General features: G+C 43.3%; 10 protein-coding genes. 4 read left to right on the top strand and 6 right to left on the bottom strand.

The genetic code is table 11. The features are described 5' to 3' along the window. Positions 1 to 7 precede the first annotated feature (7 nt). The 4 genes from ACMAZD_RS20715 to ACMAZD_RS20700 all read right to left on the bottom strand — a co-directional run bounded on the left by ACMAZD_RS20715 (position 8) and on the right by ACMAZD_RS20700 (position 16,169). Complete coding sequence (locus ACMAZD_RS20715) at positions 8 to 2,680, bottom strand: AMP-binding protein (RefSeq protein ID WP_435250421.1); 2,673 nt, start codon at positions 2,678 to 2,680, stop codon at positions 8 to 10. Then, a complete protein-coding gene (locus ACMAZD_RS20710) occupies positions 2,677 to 14,034 on the bottom strand; it encodes an amino acid adenylation domain-containing protein (RefSeq protein WP_435250420.1) in 11,358 nt (3,785 codons plus the stop codon). The genes ACMAZD_RS20715 and ACMAZD_RS20710 overlap by 4 nt, the downstream gene beginning before the upstream one ends. A gap of 68 nt (positions 14,035 to 14,102) precedes the next feature. After that, positions 14,103 to 15,584: a TonB-dependent receptor gene (locus ACMAZD_RS20705; protein ID WP_435250568.1), complete on the bottom strand. Its 1,482-nt coding sequence runs from the start codon at positions 15,582 to 15,584 to the stop codon at positions 14,103 to 14,105. A gap of 177 nt (positions 15,585 to 15,761) precedes the next feature. Further along, positions 15,762 to 16,169, bottom strand: coding sequence for a TonB-dependent receptor plug domain-containing protein (locus ACMAZD_RS20700; protein ID WP_435250419.1), 408 nt, complete (start codon positions 16,167 to 16,169; stop codon positions 15,762 to 15,764). 186 nt (positions 16,170 to 16,355) lie between these two features. Here ACMAZD_RS20700 and ACMAZD_RS20695 point away from each other — a divergent pair, with 186 nt between their 5' ends. Further along, the gene (locus tag ACMAZD_RS20695) at positions 16,356 to 17,384 is read left to right on the top strand and encodes an IS630 family transposase (RefSeq protein WP_435248897.1); all 1,029 of its coding nucleotides are present in this window, start codon (positions 16,356 to 16,358) and stop codon (positions 17,382 to 17,384) included. A 330-nt stretch (positions 17,385 to 17,714) separates the two neighbouring features. Continuing rightward, on the top strand, positions 17,715 to 18,455 hold the full coding sequence (locus ACMAZD_RS20690; RefSeq protein ID WP_435250418.1) for an NUDIX domain-containing protein: 741 nt from the start codon (positions 17,715 to 17,717) through the stop codon (positions 18,453 to 18,455). A 118-nt stretch (positions 18,456 to 18,573) separates the two neighbouring features. Here the strand turns inward: ACMAZD_RS20690 and rhtB are convergent, their stop codons facing one another. Then, positions 18,574 to 19,197 carry a homoserine/homoserine lactone efflux protein gene (gene rhtB / locus ACMAZD_RS20685; RefSeq protein ID WP_435250417.1) on the bottom strand — a complete coding sequence of 208 codons (624 nt, stop codon included), beginning with the start codon at positions 19,195 to 19,197 and terminating at the stop codon, positions 18,574 to 18,576. Between the two features lie 117 nt (positions 19,198 to 19,314). On the opposite strand from rhtB, the gene ACMAZD_RS20680 reads away from it, so the two are divergent. Next, positions 19,315 to 20,226 carry a LysR family transcriptional regulator gene (locus ACMAZD_RS20680; protein ID WP_065614871.1) on the top strand — a complete coding sequence of 304 codons (912 nt, stop codon included), beginning with the start codon at positions 19,315 to 19,317 and terminating at the stop codon, positions 20,224 to 20,226. A 74-nt stretch (positions 20,227 to 20,300) separates the two neighbouring features. Here the strand turns inward: ACMAZD_RS20680 and exaC are convergent, their stop codons facing one another. Beyond that, positions 20,301 to 21,821 (bottom strand): acetaldehyde dehydrogenase ExaC, encoded by a 1,521-nt coding sequence (gene exaC, locus ACMAZD_RS20675; protein ID WP_435250416.1) that lies wholly within the window; start codon positions 21,819 to 21,821, stop codon positions 20,301 to 20,303. 324 nt (positions 21,822 to 22,145) lie between these two features. On the opposite strand from exaC, the gene ACMAZD_RS20670 reads away from it, so the two are divergent. Continuing rightward, positions 22,146 to 23,936 (top strand): sigma-54-dependent Fis family transcriptional regulator, encoded by a 1,791-nt coding sequence (locus ACMAZD_RS20670; RefSeq protein WP_435250415.1) that lies wholly within the window; start codon positions 22,146 to 22,148, stop codon positions 23,934 to 23,936. Positions 23,937 to 24,026: the final 90 nt, after the last annotated feature.

Below are 24,026 nucleotides of genomic sequence, written 5' to 3'. Positions count from 1 at the left end.
CCGAGCGCTACCCCGCTACCCCGCTACCGCCAATACACAGTTCACCAGCAACCCAGTCAGGGCAGGCCATACCTTTGTCATCCAGTACAGCAAACATCTGATTTGATAACGGAGTACCGTAAGGAATAGAAGTGTAATAATCAAAGGTAGGATCAATTGGGAAATAAATAGACCAAATAGCGGCCTCTGTTGCGCCACCTAAGCTGTATAGTCGGGCGGCAGGTATCAAGGTAGCAATCGCTTTAGGTAATGCGACCGGAATCCAATCACCAGACATCATTACGCATTTAATACTATCCAGCGTAGGTAGTGATTCGTCGGCTAAATATCGCGTTAACATTGTCATCTGCGCAGGTACAGAGTTCCAAACACTGACGTTATGTTCTCGAATTTGACGAGTCCATTCTGCTGGGTTTTGAATATCTTTCTCGCAAGGTAACACCAATGTAGCACCACAAACCAAGGTACCAAAGATGTCATAAACAGAGAGATCAAAACTTAATTTAGCCAAGCCAAACACCACATCATTTGCTGTAATGTCAAAGCGACGATTGATATCGACCACAGTATTCACAGCGGCTTGATGGCTTACCATGACACCTTTGGGGGTTCCTGTACTACCAGAGGTATAAATAATGTAAGCCAGTCGTTCAGATGGCTGAGTTAGCTCTGCACTGCCCATGTTATTAACACGACCTTGTAGCGCTTGAGCATTACAAATATTTACGGCCTCAAACCCATCGTCTGCTAGCTGTTGGGCAAGTTCATTTGAGCGCGTCAACACCAACTCTACATCGGCATCAAACAGAATTTGCTTCATACGAGAAACCGGCTGACTAACGTCAAGCGGTAAATACACCCCATCAGCTAATAACGTTGCTAATGTTGAAACAACTTGTTCAACACTTTTATCAATCGCAATCGCAATACGAGCTCCCTTAGGTAACTTACTCGCCAGTGACTTTGCGCGAACAATCAGCTCATTGTATGTCAGTGTTTGTTCGGGCGTAATCAGTGCTGTCGCATATGGCGTTAACACTGCTTGCTCTAACACCAGTTGATGCAACATAGATTCAGCAACAGGTTTAACCGTATTGTTTACCTGTTCGCGAACCTGTTGTTGTTTATTAGGTAAAGCAAGGCGAGTAGCTTGATCCCATTGCTGAAGCCCACCAGCAATGACTTGTTCAATCGCACCTTCAAAACATGTAAACATTGACTCGATCATTGAGTCAGGGAATATGCCGTCAAGTACATCCCAATTGATGCACAAACAGCGGTCTCGATTCATAAGTTGGCAATCAATCCAAACTTGAGGCGTTTGACTAATACCATAGGCAACCTCCATCCCCATCTCATATTGAGTTTTGGTCTCTGAAACTTGCTCTCTATTACTACCGACTAATGCACTCGTGAAGACTATTGGCATGCGAGCATAATCAGCACCACGTTGTCGGGCTATTTCACGCATAACCTCAACGCCACTAAACGCTTTATACTCTAAGTCTTGCCACAATTGATTCTGCTGCTCTTTCACTTGTGCTAATAAGGTTCGCGACTCCGTAAGATTTACTTCCAGCAAGTTAACACTTGTGAAATCCCCCACCATATTGAGTAAATCTGGATGAATCGGCTCACGATTCATTACCGTCATGTTCAAGCAAAAATGTTTTGATTTAGACCACTTAGCTAACACTTCACTAAAGAGCGTCAGTAATAGCGATGAAGGACTAACCCCTTGATGATTACATTGACTTTCGAGTTCAGCCCATTGTTCTGGCGCTAATTGCATTTCATGGCGAGTAAAATGCGGTTTTTCTTTCTTAGCTACCGACGTCAAAACATCATTAATATCAGCGAAAAGTGGTAACTCAGGTGCCATTGGCAAATGAGACACCCGCTCTTGCCAGTACTGCCTCGCTTGCGCATATTTATCTGTCAGCTTCTGTCGCTTTTCAAACTCCATGACATCTTTGAACGATAAGCTAAGAGGCGCTAGCACCAATTCAGACTCATGATAAAAATGAATCAACTCAGACAAGATCACCTGAATACTCATGAAGTCTGCAATCAATAGGTCAATACTAAAATGCAGGCATGATTTACCTTCCGACTTACTTACTTTTAAGTCAAACAGAGGCCATGCTTCAGTGTCATAAACGCGATGGGACATGTTTGCCCGATACGTTAACCTCGTATCCGTTTGCAAATCACATTCAATATTATAATCAGGTACTTGTGACAATATTTGCTGAGTACCATTAGAAAAAACTACAGCTCGCAACATCTCATGGCGTTCAATGAGCTTATTCCAAGCTTGGCTTAGTTTCTCAATATCAAGGAGTGCAAATTCGAGCTCAAAGTAACCGTGGCAGCCTGTGCCACCGAACTCAAACACATTTTGTCGTCCAATAAGATAGGCGGCCTGTACATCATTTATCGGAAAAGCCTCATGTTTATCATCCGTACTAGGACAAAGAACAGCGCCCAATTCACGCTCTTTTAGTATTGTTATTAATTCACTTTTTACTGCTTTCAGTTGCTCAACAATCTCTTTGGTCATCACGCCTTGTGGAGCTCTGAACTTCAAGGCTTCAGCTTCAAGCCAAAACTCGGCCTTCTTTGCTTCTAAATGTTGCAGTAACGCTAATGGTGACATTAATGTTGTTCCTTTTGTCATAATGTTCCTTCCTCAAAATCAACCTCGTTGCTTTTTTTTTCTGAGGTTTCAAGAGCAAGTGCTATACGTGAAATAGTTTGTAAATTGAACACAGCGTGAAGTGGTAAAGTAATACCGTGCTGTTGTTGGAGAATGCTCGCTAGCTGAATCGCAACAAATGAATCTCCGCCTAAGGCAAAGAAGTTATCACTCGCGCTAATTGACGTATTAATACCAAGAACTTGTTGCATTGCTTGAGTCAGAACAATCTCTTCATCTGTACTTGGTGCAACAAACTCACTCTCAATAGAAATTGAAAGTTCCAAGGCTTTTAATATATTTCGATCTACCTTACCGTTAGCTGTGAGTGGCCATTCTTGAAGTACGGCGTAGCCATCAGGCATAGAGTAACTTGGTAAATAATTTAATAATTGCTGCTGAATAATCGACAGTTCGACTGCCATATTCGACAACAAATAAGCATGAATCTTAGGACGAAAATCATGATGCTCAATCAATACAATCGCATCTTTCACTTCAGCGCATGACTTAAGCGCTTTAACTATTTCACCTAATTCAATACGCAGCCCTGCCACTTTAACCTGGTGGTCACGACGCCCGAGGAACTCTATGGTTCCATCAGGCCAGTAGCGCCCCATATCACCGGTTCGATACCAACGTTGCGATTGATATTCACAGAACTGCTGCTGAGTTAATTCCTCATTACCAATGTAACCTTGGGCGACACCATCTCCCCCAATCCATAGTTCACCGGCAACCCAATCAGGGCAGTCATCACCAATATCACTTGCAACTCTAAAACTTTGATTTGGTAAAGGCTTACCATAAGGAATTGAACGCCATTGCTTTTCAACTTGCTGAACAACGCAATAGTTCGACCAAATTGCAGCTTCAGTCGCGCCTCCCATCGCCACGAATTTGGCAAGGCAACTATTGCGACGTAAGCGTTCAGGTAATTCCAGATTGATCCAGTCACCAGACAACATAACGCAGCGCAATGAGGTCAATAGCTGACGTTCAGCCTGTGACTCATTCCCCATCAAAAGCATTTCTAACAATGCTGGTACGGTATTCCACAAGGTAATTTGATGCTGCTGAACCAACTCTAACCAAACGCTAACGTCTCTGGTTTGTTCATCGTTGATAAGCACCAATTTCCCGCCCACAGACAGCAAGCCAAAAATGTCATATACCGATAAATCGAAGTACAAGGCTGATAACGCTAAGACACTGTCATCTGCAGTTACATTGTGCTGGCGATTGATCGCTTCAATGGTATTCATGGCCGCGCCATGAGTGATCGCAACCCCTTTCGGTGTTCCTGTACTGCCTGAGGTGAAGATCACATAAGCCAACTCATCAAGCGCGCTCTGAAACGGCTCAACCAAAGCTTCTTCGGAAGCCTGCAAGCTTTCAACATTGATCCCTTGGCCACCATTCTCAAACAACTCGTTACGGTCATAAATCACGAACTTGATGCATGCTTGCGCCAATACAGACTCAACCCGAGTTTTTGGCCAATCAGTTGCTAATGGTACATAAGCCGCTCCAATCCACTGAATTGCAAGGACAGAAGCAATCTGCTCAATAGAGCGCGGCAACATGACACCAACGCAATCACCTTGAGCAACTCCATGTTTTTGCAACTGGTACGCTGCCTGACTCACTTTTGTATGCAGATCTCGATACTTATAGCTCTGACCATTAGCGACAATCGCCGTCGCCTCAGGTGTTGCTTGCATTTTTTCATACACACTAATGTGCATTGCTCGCAGAGGCACGACGTCTTGAGTGCTATTAACAAGAGTGCGAACTTCTCGCTGCGATGCAGGTAACGCTATTGGCGATGGCTGTAACCAATCACAGTCAGCAAGTTGCTCCAATAATTGGCAATATGCATTAAACATTGCATCAATTACGCCGTCAGGGAACAACGCCTCGACAACATCCCAGTTAAAGTGTAATTCTCCATCTTGCTCAAATACTTGATGGTCAATCCAAACTTGAGGTGTTTGAGATACGCCCCATACAGATCGGGTAATGCCTAACTTAGAAGGCTCATCAAGGCTAGTGTCTGCACCTAGTGCACTAGTGAACACCACAGGCATACTCAAATCAGTCACTTCTTTTAACTTGGCTAACTCACGCATCACCCAAACAGCAGAAACATCGGCGTATTCCAAGTCTTGCCATAACTGCTGTTGCAAACGCTCAGCACTTTGCAACCAACTTTCACCTGCAATTTGATTGGTCTCGAGTAACAACAGTGAGGTGAAATCCCCCATAATGTGCTGAATATTGTCATGGACAGGCTTGCGGTCAAACAAAGTAACATTGATGCAATGCGATGAGGATTCGGACCATTTTGCCAATACTTGCGCATAACAGTTAAGCAACAAACAAGACGGCGTGATCGCACACTCTCGTGCTTTCTCTGTTAAACGGCTCCATAATTCTTTAGACAAGCAGGATTGGCGTCGAACGAAGCGTGGTTTCTCTAATTGATTTGGCTCCATGCTTAACGGCAGACGCGGAGCCTCCGGTAAACTAGGTAGTCTGCTTAACCAATAACTCTTCGCTAATGTTTGGGATTCATGCTCTTCTTGCAGATAAACTTGCTGTTGATAATCACGGAACGTAATCCCCAACTCTGGCAAGTCGGCTTCCAAATCACGATATAAAATTCCAAGCTCAGCAAAGAAAATCCGCATGCTAAGACCATCAAGAATGACATTGTCTAAGCCGATACATAGCCGTTTTTTCCCACATTCAGACTCAATGAGTGTAAGGTGGAAAAGCGGCCATACCTGAGGATTTAACACTCGATGAGATAGCACCTCACGTTGATGAGTAACAACTTCTTCCCATTGTTTTTCAGTACAAGAGACAATTTCCATCGGACAGTAAAGTGCTGACGGAATACAAACTTGTTGCCCTTTGTCATCAAACACAATACGAAGGGTGTCATGACGCTCAATTAAACGCATAAGCGCTTGCTCTAGACGCATCACATCAAAGCCATCAGCTTCAAATTCAGAATAGAAATGTGTGCCAACACCGCCCATCACAAAGCCTTCGTTTCGCCCCATAATGTAGGCTTGTTGAACATCAGTCAGCGCAAAAGGTTGATAACGTTCATTCTCGTTATGCACTAACGTGATTTGTGATGAAATTTCACCTGCATCAAATTCTAAATGGCGAGCAAAGTCACTCAACACAGGAAGCGAAAAGACATCGGACAACTTCACACTATTAAAGCCAACATCGCCCAATGCCGCCGTAATTCTTGTTGCATGAAGACTATCGCCTCCTAACAGGAAGAAATTATCTGCACGTGATGGTGTTACACCAAGAACTTGCGCCCAAACCTCTGCAACACACTTTTCATTGTCGGTTACGCAATCTTGTTTATCTTCATGAGTAACCATAGAAATATTGGCAGCTGATAAGCGCAGTTGAGCACGGTCAATTTTGCCATTGTTTGTTAAAGGCATTGTTGAACAAACGACAATGTGTTGAGGCAACATATAATTGGGTAGCTGTAATGCTAACCAGTCAGCCAGTTGAGAGGTATCAGACACAGCAAGGGTTTCAGCCTGGCGCCCCGTCATCACTAATAAGTTCGCTTTATTTACTGCAGGCAAGACATTCATGCTAAGTGATGAAGCTTGCAAACTAGTTTGCCATTGTTGGGCATCAAGTAGAGGTGAAGACTCCCCTCGGCGACAATCATGATAAGGGCTTTGATCTACGCTTCTCATTAACGCTTCTGGCTGCATTAATGTCACCGTTAATAATGCAAGAGGGCTAAGCGCTTGCGTCTCTATCGCAACAAAATGACCACTTGGTGCGATAAGTGAAGACATTAGATTAATCCCTTCATTCACATCATTAAAACGATGGAGTGCATTGTTACTGATCACCAAATCAGCGTGATGCCTTTCAACGTCGCTTAATGCACAAACAAAAGCATGATCCCCATAGCCCGCTAGTCGAAATGTCGCTTGATCAAGAACCGACTTAGCTTGTTCAGCTACGCAGTAACTTACCTGACTAGCGTCACATTGATTCAATATATGTGATGCTAAATGACCCGTTCTACCATTGAGTTCGACAACGTTTACAGCTCGACCCAATTGCTTAGAAAGTAAGACGATTGTTTCAACAATATATTGTTCCGTTGATGAAAAATCAGGGTGGATTAATGCTAACGCTTCAGGTGTCAACACCGGGTCATCAATAAGCGTAATTTCACTCACCTCGCCCTGCATCAAATCAACATACCAATCAACCTTATTTTCTAATGCCGATAAGATTGAAGCATGAGCAGGCATATGCGCGACCGTCTTTTGGTAGGCAACCATTGGACTAGCGACTTCTTGCTCTTGACGCCAATATCCCCGCTCAGCTGACCATTGCTTTGTTTCAACGAGAACATGCAACCAGCTTTCAAATACAGCTTGAAAACGAGGTGTAATATGCAAACTACATAGCCACTCATCCAGCGTCAGTGACGCACCCGGTTTAACGTTATTTGCTATCACCATCTTATCGAGCACCAAACGCATAACATGCGTTGCCATTGCTTGCTCAATAGCGGTGTGATCGACAGACTTTTGTGGTGTGGGTTGCGATACCTTTGTATTAAGCAGCGTCATATCAGCTTCATACTCTGTTTGAAGAGCACTCACCTCACCCTGCTGTTTAGAAACAAAAAGTTGAATATGTTTCTGTGGTTTATCTAGCAATAGCGCTATCGCTTTTTGCACCCCAGAAAATTGCTCTGCCGCATGCTCAACGTCCCCAAGTTCAATCCTAAAGCCATTAAGTTTGACCTGGTTATCTCTTCGCCCAATAAACTCAACGATCCCGTTAGACCAAAAACGTCCCATATCACCAGTTCGGTAATACTGTTGCCCATCATGGAAAATAAATTGTGCTGCTGTTCTTTCAGGGTCAGCAAAGTACCCCTCTGCAACCCCCTGACCACCAATCCAGAGCTCACCAATCACCCAATCAGGACAATCTCGGCCCAAGGCATCCATCACTCGGTAACTTTGATTACTCAATGAATAACCGTATGGAATGCTTGTCCAATCCGTCTCTACGTAGTTGACATCAAAAGCATTAGACCAAATCGCAGCTTCTGTTGCCCCTCCTAATGCCGTCAATTGAATTGATGGGTTCAAAGCATTTAATCTTGGTTGTAAATCCAAACCAACCCAGTCGCCTGACAACAGAACATTTGTCATCGAGCTTGGCAATTGACGAGTGTCATTTTCAGCTGCAATTAACAACATTTCGAACAGTGCAGGCACACTATTCCATATCGTAATTTGATATTCATGAATCAATGAAATCCACGCTTTTGCTTCTTTTCGTTCTGACTGTTGAGGAACAACAACGCAGCCCCCCACAGAAAGTGGTCCGAAAATATCAAAGACAGATAAATCAAAGTTCAGTGCCGATAAAGCAAATGTCCGATAGTCACTAACCAACTGATAACGCTGATTAATATCATCAATAGTATTGGCCGCTGCTTGATGGGTAGTAATAACGCCTTTAGGAATACCAGTAGATCCAGAGGTATAAATAATATAAGCAACATCGTGTGGTGATACCGAAGCAATTTGTGTTGCTATGATGTGCTCTTGCCCACGTTCATCAATATCGAGTAATGACCAACCAGCCATTGATTCTTGGTTGGCAATTGCCTCTACTGCATCCTGATTTATTACAACGATTTTAATTGCTGCTTGCTCAATAATTTGATTCAACCGAGCGACTGGTTGCTCAATATCAAGAGGGACATAACTAGCGCCCAATAAGTGTATTGCCAACACCGCGACAACTTGTGATGCTCCCTTTGGCAATAAAATCGCCACACGATCCCCAAGCAGTACACCTTCTTGCTTGAGACGATAGGCAAGTTCACCAGCACTTTCTGACAACTGGCGATAAGACATCGACGCTTTATTTTCAATAACCGCAATGGCATCTGGTTGCGCCTCTGCCAATTCAAAGAATCGCTGATGGAGAGTACGCGGGGCGTACGAAATCACGTCACTGCTGTTTCTCGAAGCACGATCTTTTCTTGCTTCTTCGGTTAAAAACGCGGGCACCGTTTGTTTCAGCATGTTAGGTCGCTGCGCTATTTCAGTGATTAGCCTTCCCATGCTAGCAAACATCTGATCGACCATATTGGCTGGGAATAAATCATCGACTGTATCCCAACTTATAATCAACTCCCCTTTTCTCTCCATTACCTGACAGTCAATCCAAACCTGAGGCGTCTGAGAGATGACATAATTCATCTCACCCAGACAACTATCACCAAGGAAGTCATTACCTAGGTTACTAGTGAAAACTATCGGCATGGCAACTTGGGAGCCTCTCTGCTTGGAAAGCTCTCTTAACAAGCGAATTGCATCGAAGTCACTATGGTCAAGATTCGCCATAAATTGGCGATTCAATGCACTTGCATTATCTAAGATATTGGATGCTTCTCCATCACGGCATGCTAATAGCATCAGCGTAGTAAAATCAGCAACAACACCCGACACATCCATGGCGGTATGACGTCGGTTGAAAATCGTAAGATTTAAACAAAAATCTTTATTATCACTCCAACCTCTTAAGGTCTCCGCATAACAACTCGCTAACATCATTGAGGGTGTAATACGGTGTTGACGGCATGCTCGCTGTAATGCTCGCCATTTATCAGCAGCTAAACGCCATTCACGGTGAACAAACACAGGTTGCTTGATTTCTTCCGGTCGTTTTGCCAACGGTAATTGCGGCGCCGAAGGCAAGCTAGGCAGTTGTTCTAGCCAATATTGACGATCAGCCTCTACCTGCGCTTGCTCACGTATTGCTGATAGATATTGAGGGAAATGCAGGGTTGGTTGCGCAAGTTGTTCACAATTATCATCGAGATAGAACTGAGCTAGATCATCAAGCAGGATTTGAATGCTTAATGCATCAGCAACCACCATATCAATATTGAAGTGAAGACGACTACCTCGCGGACTATGACTCAAATGAATTGCCAAGCCAGATTCATTTTCTAAATCCAGAATCTGCGCTTCTAAATTACGCCTTAGATCTGCCTGTTTACTTGTTGCTAATTCACAGTCAAGAGTTCTCCAATCATATTCATGGATTTGCGTTGGAGCATTCGCTGTAATATAGCCAAGACCATCGCTATTCATCCTCATTCGTAACATGCTATTACGGACATATAGGCGATCAAGCGCTAAACGAAGTTTGTCACTATCAATCCATTCACTATCAAGCTCTAAGTAGACCTGGCATGCAACCCCACCAAGAGTTTGTGTGCTGTTCCGACCTTGCCAATACGCTTGTTGAACACTAGTCAACTCGAAAGGGTGAGTTAACACTGTTTCAGTATCTTGCTCTTTTTTAGCATCTAAATACTTTTCAGCAAATTGGTCACAACTTACTGATGATTGCCATAATGCAGACCACGCAGCTAAAGTTGGCGCTTCATACATCCGAACAAGTTCAAACGCAACATTGTGCTTTTTCGCTTCATCAACAAGATCCATCATCTGCAATGAATCCAAGCCTAGGTTAATCAAATCATCGTCTAAGCCTATTTCTCCTGGCTCGATAAGTAGCACATCGCTCAGCCATTCAGCTAAGAATGCTTGATGATCAAAGATTAATTTTGTGGGTAGAGTGGCTTCCTCTATATAAATTTTGCTACCTGTATTTTGCTGTTCAACCCAGTATTTTTCTCGTTTAAATGGGTATAGCGGTAAAGCCAATAAAATTTCGGTTGGATAAGCTACTTTCTCACTAAATCGCGACCAGTCATAATCAGCACCATTGCACCATTGTTCAAGCTCGGCTGGTAATGCCGACGGAATGAAAGATTGACCTACGGCAATTTGTTTTAATTTACATAGTAAGTCTTCAATATCTGTAAATGGAACACATCGCCGGATTGGTAAGTGATGCTCGCGTTTATCTCTCCAAGCATGGAATAGCTCAACAGCATTGTGACGGTGTGATTCTATAGTTTGAATCCAAGCTTTAGCCAATTGACTAAGACTATCAATATGACTTGCTGTTAAGGGAATAAACCCTATATGTGGTAGTACATACTCTGATTTGTCCGTCACATCTTGATGATTACGAATGATAATGTGACCCAAAGTCCCAGTAAAACTAAAGGAACTAACCCCCATGCGTCTGAGCGGTATTGGACGAACGTCGTTCTCAAAAATATAACGTTCAACCCAAGGCCGTAGCTCAGGATTAAATGATTTAAATGTTGGGTGAGGGAAAACAGTCTGTGCACGCATTTGAGCAATCGCCCTAATCACCCCCGCAACACCAGCAGCAGATTCTAGGTGACCAAACTGCGCTTTGCCTGCAGTCAAATGCAGCGGTTGAATACGACTCTGATAAACACCATCAATAGCACTTAATTCGATAGGGTCGCCAAGCGGTGTACCGGTGCCATGCATTTCAATTGCATCAATATCATTTTCTGTTCTTCCACTGCGCGCTAATACTTCTTTCAACAGTGTTTGCTGTGCAAGGGGATTAGGTGCCGTCAAGCTACTACTCTCACCGTCTTGTGCCACACCTGTAGCCTCAATAACCGCTAAAATAGGGTCACCATCTCGTATAGCTGCATCATAATCTTTTAGCAGTAGTAACCCTAAACCTTCAGCACGAGCATAACCATCAGCATCAACACTAAAAGTGGCACATCGCCCGTTCGGAGAAAGCATCCCTGCTTTTTGTAAAGCACTCTCTATTTGAGACGAGAGAAGAAGGTTTACACCACCAGCAATTGCAGATTCACAACGCTTTGATTGAATATTTTGGACAGCCATATCAATGGCAACGATAGACGATGAACAAGCGGTATCTAAAGTAATAGCTGGGCCACTTGTACCGTAATATTTAGCAAGTCGACCAGAACTACCACTACGACTCGTACCAGTAATTAAATAACTTTTTAAAAACTCAGGAGCGTTTTGATTAGCCAACAGATCACTATAGTCTTGGCTTCCCTGGCCGACAAAAATACCTAATGGCAACCCTTTTAATTTCGAAGGTAACCAACCCGCTTGTTCAAAAAGGTGCCAACTTGACTCCATCAACCAGCGTTGTTGTGGATCGAGCAAACAAGCTTCTCGAGAAGACATAGCAAAGAAATTAGCATCAAACTTGTCTATGTTATCAACCGCACCTATGGGTAAAGAAAATGTGCGTAACTCATCACTCACACTCGCTAGTGCTGATTCGCCTTTAATTAGCCAATCTGCGTACTCAACCCAACTTGCGTTTTGTTGCTTCGGTAAACGACTGCTAATTGCAATAATCGCAATATCAGTTGACCGTGATGAAAACTCCTCCACTAATTCTTTTGGGGACTGCTGCCTGTGTTGCTGTTGAACAAACTGACTAAAAGCGGATAGATTTGGATAAGCAAATAACTGCACAGGTGAAATCGAGACACCAAGCTGACTCGAAATTTGTGCGCACCACTGTGTCGCAAGCAAACTTGTCAGTCCTACATCAGTGAAACCTTGCTTGTCACCAAATAGCTCAATACCGACAATAGCTTCAAGGGAATTTCGCAAATATTCAGAACTATCAGTAATGAAAGTGGGAGTGTCTGGTAGCGACGATATATATAGTGGCTTTAATTTTTGTGCTTGGAGCTCTGATAGCATCAAGCTTCGACGGATCTTACCGCTAGAAGTTTTTTGTAAGCAACCTCTTGCGATGAAGGTAACTTGACTAACTGGCAACTTATGATTTTTAGCGATAAGCGACTTAATTGTTTTGGTAATTTTTATTAATTGCTTTTGTTCTGTATGGCGATGCACTTCGCATAACCCATGGATTTCACCTGACTCAATATCTTGAACAAAGCAAGCCCCCCCAACCTCGATGTCACTACACATACTCTCAATCGTAGATTCTAGGTCGTTAGGCATATGGTTTTCACCAGAAACAATAATGACATCTTTAAAGCGACCGCAAATATACAATTCACCACCCCACTTAAAAGCCAGATCTCCGGTGCGCAGATACTCCCCATTGTTACAACTTGAATTCATCGATGCATTAAACGTTTGTTGAGTGAGCGAAGCTTTATTCCAGTAACCTTTCGCCACGCTATTACCGCGAACCCAAACTTCACCAACCTGTCCCAACTCACAAGCAGTACCGGTATGAGGGTCAACAATCTCAACTTGCCAAGAATTAAACTGGCTACCGCTACTCACTAACTCCCGCCCCGACATAGATTCAACAGCATGTCCTTCAGCAAGGCAGCCAACATCAAAAGTCTTCATTACTGCAGGGGTATTCGCGGGTTTATGGCTCACAATAAGCGTGGCTTCTGCCATTCCATATGCAGGTAAGAATCTAGATAACTGGAAACCTGACGATTCGAACTTTTGAGAAAAGCTCCTTATCGTTGAAGCTCGAATTGGCTCAGCAGCATTCATCACGACCTTCAAAGATGAGAGGTCCAGCTCACTGGCTTGAAGATCTGAAATAGAATCAACACACAGTTGGTAGGCAAAATCAGGCGCAGCGGTAATTGTGGCTTGGTACTGCTCTATCATGTTTAACCATTTTTCTGGTTCTACAGAAAACTGACTTGGCCGGATAAAACTGCACGTACCACCAGACAATAAAGGGAACATAAGACCGTAGAACAAGCCTAGATCATGATAAAAAGGTAACCAATTTGCGGTGTGGATATGCTGAAGACTTGGTTCTACTTGAAGCATAATGTCGAATTGATGATAAATATTTTTATCATAATTACAAACCGCTTTTGGGCTTCCCGTTGAGCCCGATGAATATTGCAACATAACGGGGCCTGTGGGTGGGCACAGGTCATTCCAACAAAGTGGTTGTTCCTCTCCGAATAACTCATCCAGATATACAACTTCTCGGTTTATATCCCAACCAAATTTTTCAATTTCTCCTTTGGTCGCTGACAAAGCAACAATGAGGTTGGGTTCACAGTCATCCAGGATATGCTCAATATTAGATTTAACTCGCTGTAACCGTTTAACACCAGGCAAATTGACAGGTACCGCAGTAACCCCCACCATCAGACAGGCTAGGTACGAAAAAATAAAACTTGAGTCCCCTGGTACTAATAATAATGCTCTTTCCCCGGAAAAATACTTTATATTTCGAGCAACTTTACTCACTTCATAAAATAGTTCTTGATAACTATAGCTCTGATGTTTTTCACCAGTGCAATCATTCAATGCTGTTTCTAATGCATTATTTTCAAAATTATGCATTAACCTTTGCTGCACCCAGCCAGCTACAATTTCTTGCATTATTTTTTCCTACACGATTAATTTGTAGTTATCCCCCTCAAACAGAGGGGGAGTATATTATTGGAGAACTACCATTTTAGATTGACAGTGGCACCAATTGTCGCAGGGTCACCAGAGCGGCCGTACCAAACACCGCCCATCTCAAAAGCGCGTGTGAGGTATTCTTTATCTAATGCATTTTTCGCCCAAAGAGTCAGGTCAATATTATCGCTTGTGTAACCACCTCTTAAGTTCAGAACGCCATAAGCATCTTGTTTAGTCGTGTTAGCACTATCGAAATAAAAATCACCCGTTACGTTATAATCAGCGTAAATAAAGTAGTTTTCTAAGAAGTTATAATCTATACCCAGGCTATAAGTATATTTAGGGGAGTTAGCAGGGCGATTACCGCTATAATCATGTTGACCTGTTACGTCACCACCGTTACTGTAATCCTTGCTAACAAAGTCATCAAAGCTTGCATCATTAAAACCACCGTTAACCCAAGTCGTTAACCCAGGCTGGATTAACCATGACAGTTCAAACTCAACCCCTTTACTAACGGTACTTCCTGCATTTTGGGTAAAGGACTTAGGATAAATCTGCTGTTCAACTTGTTGATCTTTCCAATCAATCAAGAATACTGACGAATTAAAGCGAATACGATTATCCAACCATTCACTCTTCATTCCTATTTCATAGTTTATTGTGTATTCAGGATCATACTTTGGTGACATAGTTGGCGGAGTTAGCATATTAAAACCACCACTTTTATAACCGCGCGCGATGCTCGCAAACATCATAATGTCGGGGGTCGCGTAGTAATTTAGACCCGCTTTAGGCAACAATTCATTGAAGTTAGCTTCATCTGAGCCATTTGAATTTGGAAATTGCGTATTCCAAAGGTCAAGATAATCAAACTTAACTTTTTGATAGTCATAACGTAAACCAGCAATCGCTTCCCATTTGTCAGAGAATCGATAGTTAATATTACCAAATACAGCGTAATTACTTACCTTTGTTTTTGTTTTAGTTTTATTAAACCTACCGTAATTTTTCATACGCATATCAATGTCATTTTCGGCAGTTTCATCAAAGAAGTACAGGCCACTCAGCCAACGAATGGCATCATTTTGATCAGAACTCAATCGGAACTCTTGTGTCATGCGAGAGAAGTCTGAATCAATAAACAGTTCTTGGTCGTCAACTTGAGTAAAGTCTAAATCTTGATTATCAACTTTATCCTCTTTGGTATAAGCCGTAATAGACGTAAAATCGAAATTATCTGCAGCATAATTTGCACGAATTGAACCAGTCAGGATATCGGCTTTCGCTTGCCCCTCTAAGTTGGAGTAGACTTTGTGGCTATCTTGACTAATCTGCTCTAGCGTAGCGAATGACATATTGCCATTTCTACGATTTTGGGCATCGACAGTCGCAATTACATCCCATGACTGATCAACGGGTATCCAACGAACTTTTAATCGACCATTAAAGTCTTTTACGTTATTAACGTCGTCTTTACCGTCATAGTCCCTTGTAAAATAACCGTCATCCGTCGAATATTGAATCGCAGTACGGTATGCCCACTCATCGCTATCTGCAATAGCACCGCCCGAAATAAGATTGCCCTTAATTTGGTTATAACTTCCGTAGGTTAACCCGGCGCTACCTTCAGTGAAAAAGTCAGGATCCTTTGTATGGATACTAATGACACCTGATGAAGCATTCCGTCCATATAGGGTACCTTATGGCCCACGCAATACTTCAATACGTTCAATATCGAGTAATTCTGTGTCAAAGGTTTGATACATGACACCATCAATTAAAAACAGTACAGATTGTGAGCCTTCCATGGTGGGGGTAATTCCTCTCATAGAAAGGAAACTCGCATCGGAAGGGTTACCTGCTTTAATCATGGAGACATTTGGGGTTCTTTTTACAATATCAAACGTGTTTTCGATACCAGCTCTTTCAACATCGTAATCCGATAACACTGAAATGCTAATCGGGGACTTTTGTGATTCTTCGGCTACCTTTCCAGCCGTCACCACCATAACTTCTAATTTATCAGGGTCAATAGCTTCCCCTAATACAGTAAAGGAACTTAATGATAAACACACACTAAATGCTAGCTTAGATACTTTTAACGCCATAGGTCCAACCTTTATCCATAAATAAGTAATATCTAATAAAAAACAAACGAATATAGTAATAATAATGCAAACGATTCTCATTTGCGTGCGCTATATTTCCCTGTATCGCACATAAATGCAAATAACTATACCCGTGATCATTGAAGATGCTTGATTTTCAATGAAATCAGGATCATGCTACTCACCATGAAAATGGTACTAACTCCTGAGCAAAAACAACAACTCGAACAGATGCACAATACTGAGCGTGATCGTCGAGTATGCGACCGTATAAAAGCGGTCTTGCTAGCTTCCGAAAGTTGGAGCCCGCCTATGATCTCTCAAGCCCTTCGTATCCATGAATCTACAGTTGCTCGTCATCTTAGTGATTATGCTCTATCTGAAAAACTTAAACCTGAGAATGGCGGGAGCCAGAGTCTACTTTCTGATACTCAGACGATGCAGCTCATCGAGCATTTGACTGAGAAAACCTATTTTCATACGCGTCAAATCGTTACTTACGTCGAAGCTGAATTCGGTGTGAGCTACACCGTTTCTGGGATTAATAAGTGGTTACATCACCACGGTTTTGCATACAAAAAGCCCAAAGGTGTACCACATAAACTAAAGCCTGAAGAGCAGCAAGCATTTATCGAGTATTACAACGAGGTACTTAAGCCCAAGGATGCGCCTGTACTTTTCATGGACGCCGTTCATCCAACTCAATCAACAAAACTTAGCTGTGGCTGGATCCGTAAGGGACAGGATAAGCTAATTGAAACGACAGGTAGCCGCACTCGAGTGAATCTAATCGGTGCTCTGTCATTGAAAAACATCAGCGCAACGATCACAGATACTTATGAAACGATAGATAGCGAGAGTATTGTTCGCTTCTTTTGGAAACTCAAGAAAGAGCATTATCCACTAGAGCAAACCGTGCATATTGTGCTTGATGGTGCAGCCTACCATCGGTCAGAAATGTTTAGGAATGCGGCAAAAGTACTCAATATAGAGCTTCATTACTTACCCCCATACAGCCCAAACTTAAATCCAATAGAGCGGCTTTGGAAAGTAATGAATGAGCATGTGAGGAACAATGTCTATTTTCCCTCCAAAACAGCATTCACCTCTGCTATCAAAAAGTTTTTCGATGTGACGTTACCAGAAGTTGCAGGCTCACTTGTATCCAGAATTACAGATAATTTTCAGGTACTGATACCTGCATCTTCAAGTTGAAAGGGTATATAATTTATAAAAAAAGGCCCGCTTATTATATTGACATAAAACACATTTAGATAAGGGGAGGCATGCCCTTGGCAGGCACAGTTTTTTAATAGAAAAGGGATTTAAGGTTATTGATTGACTTCCTAAGCGATCGCTAAAATAAAGAGTTAGGATATTTAATTTACTATTTTAACAATAACACTCAACTTATGATCGTATTTACTAAGGCATGGGGTTACCTCTTACATCTCCTTTAATGATTGGAGTGTTATCGACACCTAAGATGGTATAAGCTGCCCCAATTCTCGACGTCTAATAAATCAAAAAAATAAAGGATCATCTGTGGAATTTACGCTCGATAAATTTAACGGCATCATCATCAATCCAGCAACAGTCACATATGATGTTGACTCATTCCATGCTGAACTCAACAAGATCACCGAATTTTCAAAGCAAAACAACAAAGGCATCATTTGGATCAGCTTACCAATTGCATTATCACACCTTATCCCTGTAGCGACTGAACTTGGTTTTGTGTTCCACAACTGCTTAGAGGACGAAATTACGCTGATTCACAAATCCGAGATTGTTGAGTTTGTGCCTTTTATTCCCACTCACACCTTGGGTGCTGGCGCATTGATCACCAATGAACACAACCAAGTACTGATGATCAAAGAGCATGGTATGACGGGCTATAAATTACCTGGCGGCCACATTGAACTAGGCGAAAGTATTGAAGAGTCTGTGGTTAGAGAGACTATGGAAGAGACTGGCATCAAAGCAGAGTTTGTATCGGTAGTTGGCATGGCAACCCGCCATCCATACCAGTTTGGAAAATCGAATCTTTACTTTATTTGTCATCTCATCGCTCAAACGCAAGAGATTGCGATTCAAGACACTGACGAAATTGCAGAAGCCAAATGGTTGAATGTGGAAGAATTTATCAATAACACTGAAAACTACCCGTTCAACCGTCAAATGGTCGCCTCTTTGGTTGGCAAACAAGGGTTGGAGCTGACTCAACTCGAAGGCAATTCAGGGCCTACTCATAAGCCAGAAATCTTCTTTTCTAAAAGCGAATAATAAAAAGTTTGTTCGAGAAGTTTACACCATGAAAAAAGCGCCATTAATAGGCGCTTTCAAAGAGGCAATATCTGAGTTAAATAAATCAATAAACTCATCATATCCTTTAAAGCCCATATTAGCTTCGCCCAGCCACCGCTAATAAACTGCCTGTTCCAATAAATACACTGCCGAAAATACGGTTTTGCACAATCATATGACGGCGATTCTTCACTAATCCGGTAAAACGACTAGCTAACAGTGCATAACCACACATCACAAGCATATCGACAGTAAGTAAAGTACTGCCTAGCACTAGTATCTGCTCTAAGTGGAGACTGCTTGACACAATAAACTGAGGCAGAAGAGCAACAAGGAAAACAATACTTTTGGGGTTGGTAACGTTGACAATTACCGATTGGCAAAACATTTTTAAGCCACTGACCTTCTGCTGTTGTCCTTTGTAATCTGTATTATCCACCGTCTCTGTGAACTTCTTGATGCCTAAATAAATTAAATAGAATGCCCCAACCCATTTTATAGCGATAAACGCAACCTCTGATTGGGCAAGAACAGCACCAAGTCCAACACCAACTATCGCAATATTGAACATATTCCCAACTTGTAATCCAAGGTTTGAAATCAAGCTTCGGCGAAAGCCGTATCTCATTGTTATTGACATCATATTCACAGCTCCTGCACCAGGAGAAATAGCCAAAACAATACACGCCATCAAAAACGTAAACCACAAATCAAAATTCATTTAAGATTCCTACTAAAGTGAGATCGGCTCTAGACTTAAGCCGCAGTTGTAGTTAGTTTACTCATCACACAAAGGTAGAAAAACTAAGTTTTTATTTATTCACTCGTAAGGAAATCTATGGACACTCGATTTCTTGAAAGCCTTGTCGCAGTCGCAGAGGAAGGATCAATAGCCGCTGCGGCTCGTGCGCAAGGCATAACACCAGCAGCCATCAGTCAAAGGATTCAAGCGTTAGAAAGCGAGTTTAACTGTAAGCTGTTTAGACGAGCAGGAAGTACTGTCCAGGCCACATATGCCTGTTTGGCAGTTGTCCCTAAAGCAAAATCGATTATCAGGGAGACTCGTGATCTTATTGAAGTTGCACAAGGGTCGGGATTAGAGGGCACGTTGAGAGTGGGGGCTAACTCAACGTCATTAACCGCGTTTATCCCATCGACTCTCAAGTCCATCCGGGAAGCTGCGCCACAGGCAAAATTTCATATCATTCCTGGGAATTCTATCGACTTAAATCGGAGCCTTATCAATGGCGACCTTGATGCAGCGATTGTCGTTGCCCCTCCCTCAGTCATTCCAAAAACATTGCGATGTAGAGAACTGAGAAATGAGCCTCTTGCGTTAATTCATAACAAAACGATTCAAGGGTCTATTGCAAGTATACTCGATAACAACGCTTACATTAGGTACGACCCTACCTGTTGGGGCGGGCAAATGTCGGAACGATTCATGAACGACATGGGCATGACTAAAAATACCATTTTCGACCTAGATTCCCTTGAGGCGATTGCTCAACTGGTGGTGGAAGAGGTTGGAGTATCAATTGTTCCAGTCTGGCCTGGCTTGGAGCTCTTTGACGAACACATCACCATCACACCAATAACCAACAAGAAATACAACCGAAAGATGGTACTACTGAGTGCATACCACCCTAGACAGCCCAAACTACTCGAGTTGTTTGTAAAACACTTAGGTGAACTCGACTCGATTACAATGCCCAAAAGTGAGTCAGGCCCTTCAGGATCGGGACAATAAAATGGGAAAAAGCGCCGTTGATACGGCGCTTTTTATTGATTCAAAATAGAACTCAGAATCGATTTTTTGTCTAATCAGAAAAAGCCTAGCGGATTCGTATCGTAGCTGATCAGCAGGTTCTTGGTATTTTGATAGTGGTCGAGCATCATCTTGTGCGTCTCACGACCGATGCCTGATTTCTTATATCCTCCAAACGCCGCGTGCGCTGGGTAAGCATGGTAACAGTTAACCCAAATACGGCCCGCTTCGATATTACGACCCATCCGATACGCTAGGTTTGCATCACGCGTCCACACTCCTGCACCTAAGCCATACTCGGTGTCATTGGCGATCTCTAACGCTTCTGCTTCGTCTTTAAACGTCGTTACTGCGATAACTGGGCCGAAGATCTCTTCTTGGAACACACGCATCTTGTTGTGTCCTTCTAGCATGGTTGGTTGAATGTAATAACCATTGCCAAGATCATCTGGTTGCTGAGCAATTTCACCACCTGTCAGCACTTTCGCGCCCTCTTGGCGACCAATCTCAAGGTAGCTCAGAATCTTATCGAACTGCTCTTTAGAAGCTTGTGCGCCCACCTGCGTATCGGTATCTAACGGGTTACCTTGCTTGATAGTTTGAGCACGCTCGACTACCTTGGCGATGAACTTGTCGTACACCGATTCATGGATCAACACACGTGATGGACAGGTACACACTTCACCTTGGTTGAAGAACGCCAGCAACATACCTTCGACACACTTATCAAGGTATTCATCTTCATGGTTAAAGATGTCTGGGAAGTAGATGTTTGGAGACTTACCGCCAAGCTCAACCGTTGATGGAATCAAACTTTCAGCCGCACATTTCAGAATATGGTGGCCGACCTCTGTTGAACCAGTAAAGGCCAACTTCGCCAAACGATCACTGGTTGCTAATGCTTGGCCGGCTTCGCAACCAAAACCATTCACGATGTTGACCACGCCTGCTGGCAGAAGATCGGCAATCTTCTCCATCATCACCAAAATCGATGTCGGTGTTTGCTCAGCTGGCTTCATCACCACGCAACAACCCGCTGCCAGTGCTGGTGCAAGTTTCCAAGCCGCCATTAAAATGGGGAAGTTCCAAGGAATGATCTGACCGACTACGCCAATTGGCTCTTGGAAGTGGTAGCTAGCGGTGTTTGAATCAAGCTCGGCTGCACTGCCTTCTTGCGCTCGAATACAACCCGCAAAATAACGGAAGTGATCGACAACTAACGGGATGTCTGCCGCCAGAGTTTCACGAACTGGTTTGCCGTTTTCCCATGTCTCAGCCACTGCGATCTCTTCTAGGTTTGCTTCAATACGGTCAGCAATTTTAAGTAGGATGTTAGAACGCTCTGTCACACTAGTGGCTGCCCAACTTGCACGAGCTGCATGTGCTGCATCGAGTGCTAAGCTAATATCAGCCTCAGTTGAGCGCGCCACTTGGCAATACACCTGACCATTCACTGGTGAAGTGTTATCAAAATACTCGCCGCTGACAGGCTTCACCCACTCACCACCGATAAAGTTATCGTATTGAGCTTTAAAGTTCACCACTGCATTGTCACTACCAGGCTGTGCGTAAATCATAGATAGATCCTTCTTAAATTTGTTGTTCGTTATTGAGCGAGAGCTGTCTTTTTTTGGCGACTTCTCCTGCGAAGAGAACTCATAACAAGACGCCCATGCTTATGCTTTCTGTTTAAAACACTGATACTTCGTACTTTCTTCACAACAAGAACAACGCAAATCACACGCCATAACCTCAAAACTTGTTGTTAATAAATTGTAAAACTATGATTGCCAAAGATTTACAACCCAAAGTGAGTTGGCATTGAACGGCCGTATGGAAACCACTCCAGTGTTCAACTGTTCCAATTTGGTACACTCTCACTGTTACGACATGGAACAGTCATGCACCTTCAACAAGCAAACACATCAGATTGGCTTTCATCTTCTTGGCACCGCAGCACAGAAGCGGGGCTAAAACAGAGACGTCTTCCCGAAGATATTCGCCTGCCACAGTCGATTCTTAAGCAGCGACGTCATCAGTCATCGAGCTTGATTCAAATCGTCGAGCGCAATGCACTGCCTCTGTTCAACCAGATGTTTGCACGTACCGACAGTCGTTTGATCTTGACCGACATTGAAGGGGTGATTCTGTCTAGTTGGGGACAAGAGCGGTTTAGGGAAAAACTGACTTCGATTGCACTCAGCTCTGGTGCGTGTTGGCAGGAACAACTCAAAGGCACCAACGCCATCGGCACGGCGATTGTAGAAGCTAAACCCGTGACTATCATTGGTGAACAGCACTTCATCCACCAGCATCGGTTTATCAGCTGTTCAGCGAGCCCTGTGTTTGATCACCAAGGGCACATGGTTGGCATACTGGACATTACCAGTGAGCAGCAACAACACGACGGTTCGGTACAGCTACTTGTTCAGAATATGGTTCAGCTTATTGAGAACCAGCTATTGAGCCATATCCCACAAGGCACGACTCGTATTGATCTCGCGTGCGATAAATCGCTACTGCACAGCGGTTGGCAAGGGATTGTAATCGCTAATGAAGCTGGAGAGGTGGTCGCGCACAATCAGGTCGCCTCTCAACTGTTGGATCAAACCTCGATCGTCGGCGAATACATCGAGACCCTCTTTAATCGAGCCTCATTTGATGCATCCTTTGTATTTGAAAAACAGCACCTCAAACAACCAACCACCAAACGTACGCGCTCCATTTCAGCATCATGTGATCTGCACCATGGAGAACAACAGATAGAGCACGCTTGGCAACAAGCTAATAAGGTTATCGATAAAGGAATTAGCCTCCTGATCTTAGGTGAAACTGGGGTTGGTAAAGGCGAGTTTGTTAAAGCATTACACAAGCAAAGCCAGCGTAAATCGTCGCCCTTAGTGGCGGTGAATTGTGGGGCGCTACCGAAAGATCTTATCGAGTCAGAACTGTTTGGGTACGCGCCGGGGGCTTTTACTGGCGCAAGCCACAAAGGTTTCCAAGGTAAGATCCGCCAAGCAGACAAGGGAATTCTGTTTCTCGATGAAATTGCCGACATGCCATTGGAGGCTCAATGTCGATTGCTGCATGTTCTGCAAGACAAATCCGTGGTGCCTGTGGGTTCGAACCAAAGCTACCAAGTCGATTGTCAGATCATCGCCGCGACTCATAAAAACCTAGAGCAGCTAGTCGCAACTGGAGAATTTCGACAAGATCTCTTTTATCGCCTGAATGGCTTGGCCTTTACTCTGCCAAGCTTGCAACACCGACAAGACAAACACGCCTTAATCGAGCACATTCACAATAAATACGCAGAAGATGAACAGACAATCTGTCCGCACTTAATGAATTTGCTGTGCGCCTATTCATGGCCCGGTAATATCCGCGAACTAGACAACTTGCTTAAAGTTGCTGCTCTATTGGCAAGTGATGAACCACAACTCACGCTAGAACATGTTCCTAGCCATCTGACTCAACACCTCACGTCATTAGCGCAAGATGATCATCATAAGTTCATGACAACCTATGCCACCGAAGGTAGGTCAAAGTCCGATTTAAGAAGCACCGTTGAAGTAACCTTGTTGCAAACCTATCAAGCCAACCAAGGTAATATCAGCAAGACTTCACGAATACTTGGCATCAGCCGCAATACCATTTATCGAAAGCTGAAAAGCTTGGGGATTCTCCAATAATCGCCACGTACGATCTTGGCCTGCCCTTTCGTTATCAATAAATAAAATTCACTTCCAGTGAGACATTTTGCCCTCTGATTCGTAATGCTT

The organism is Vibrio sp. nBUS_14 (genome assembly GCF_051201655.1).
Classification (GTDB): Bacteria; Pseudomonadota; Gammaproteobacteria; order Enterobacterales; family Vibrionaceae; genus Vibrio.
This window is presented reverse-complemented; position numbering and strand designations above follow the sequence as displayed.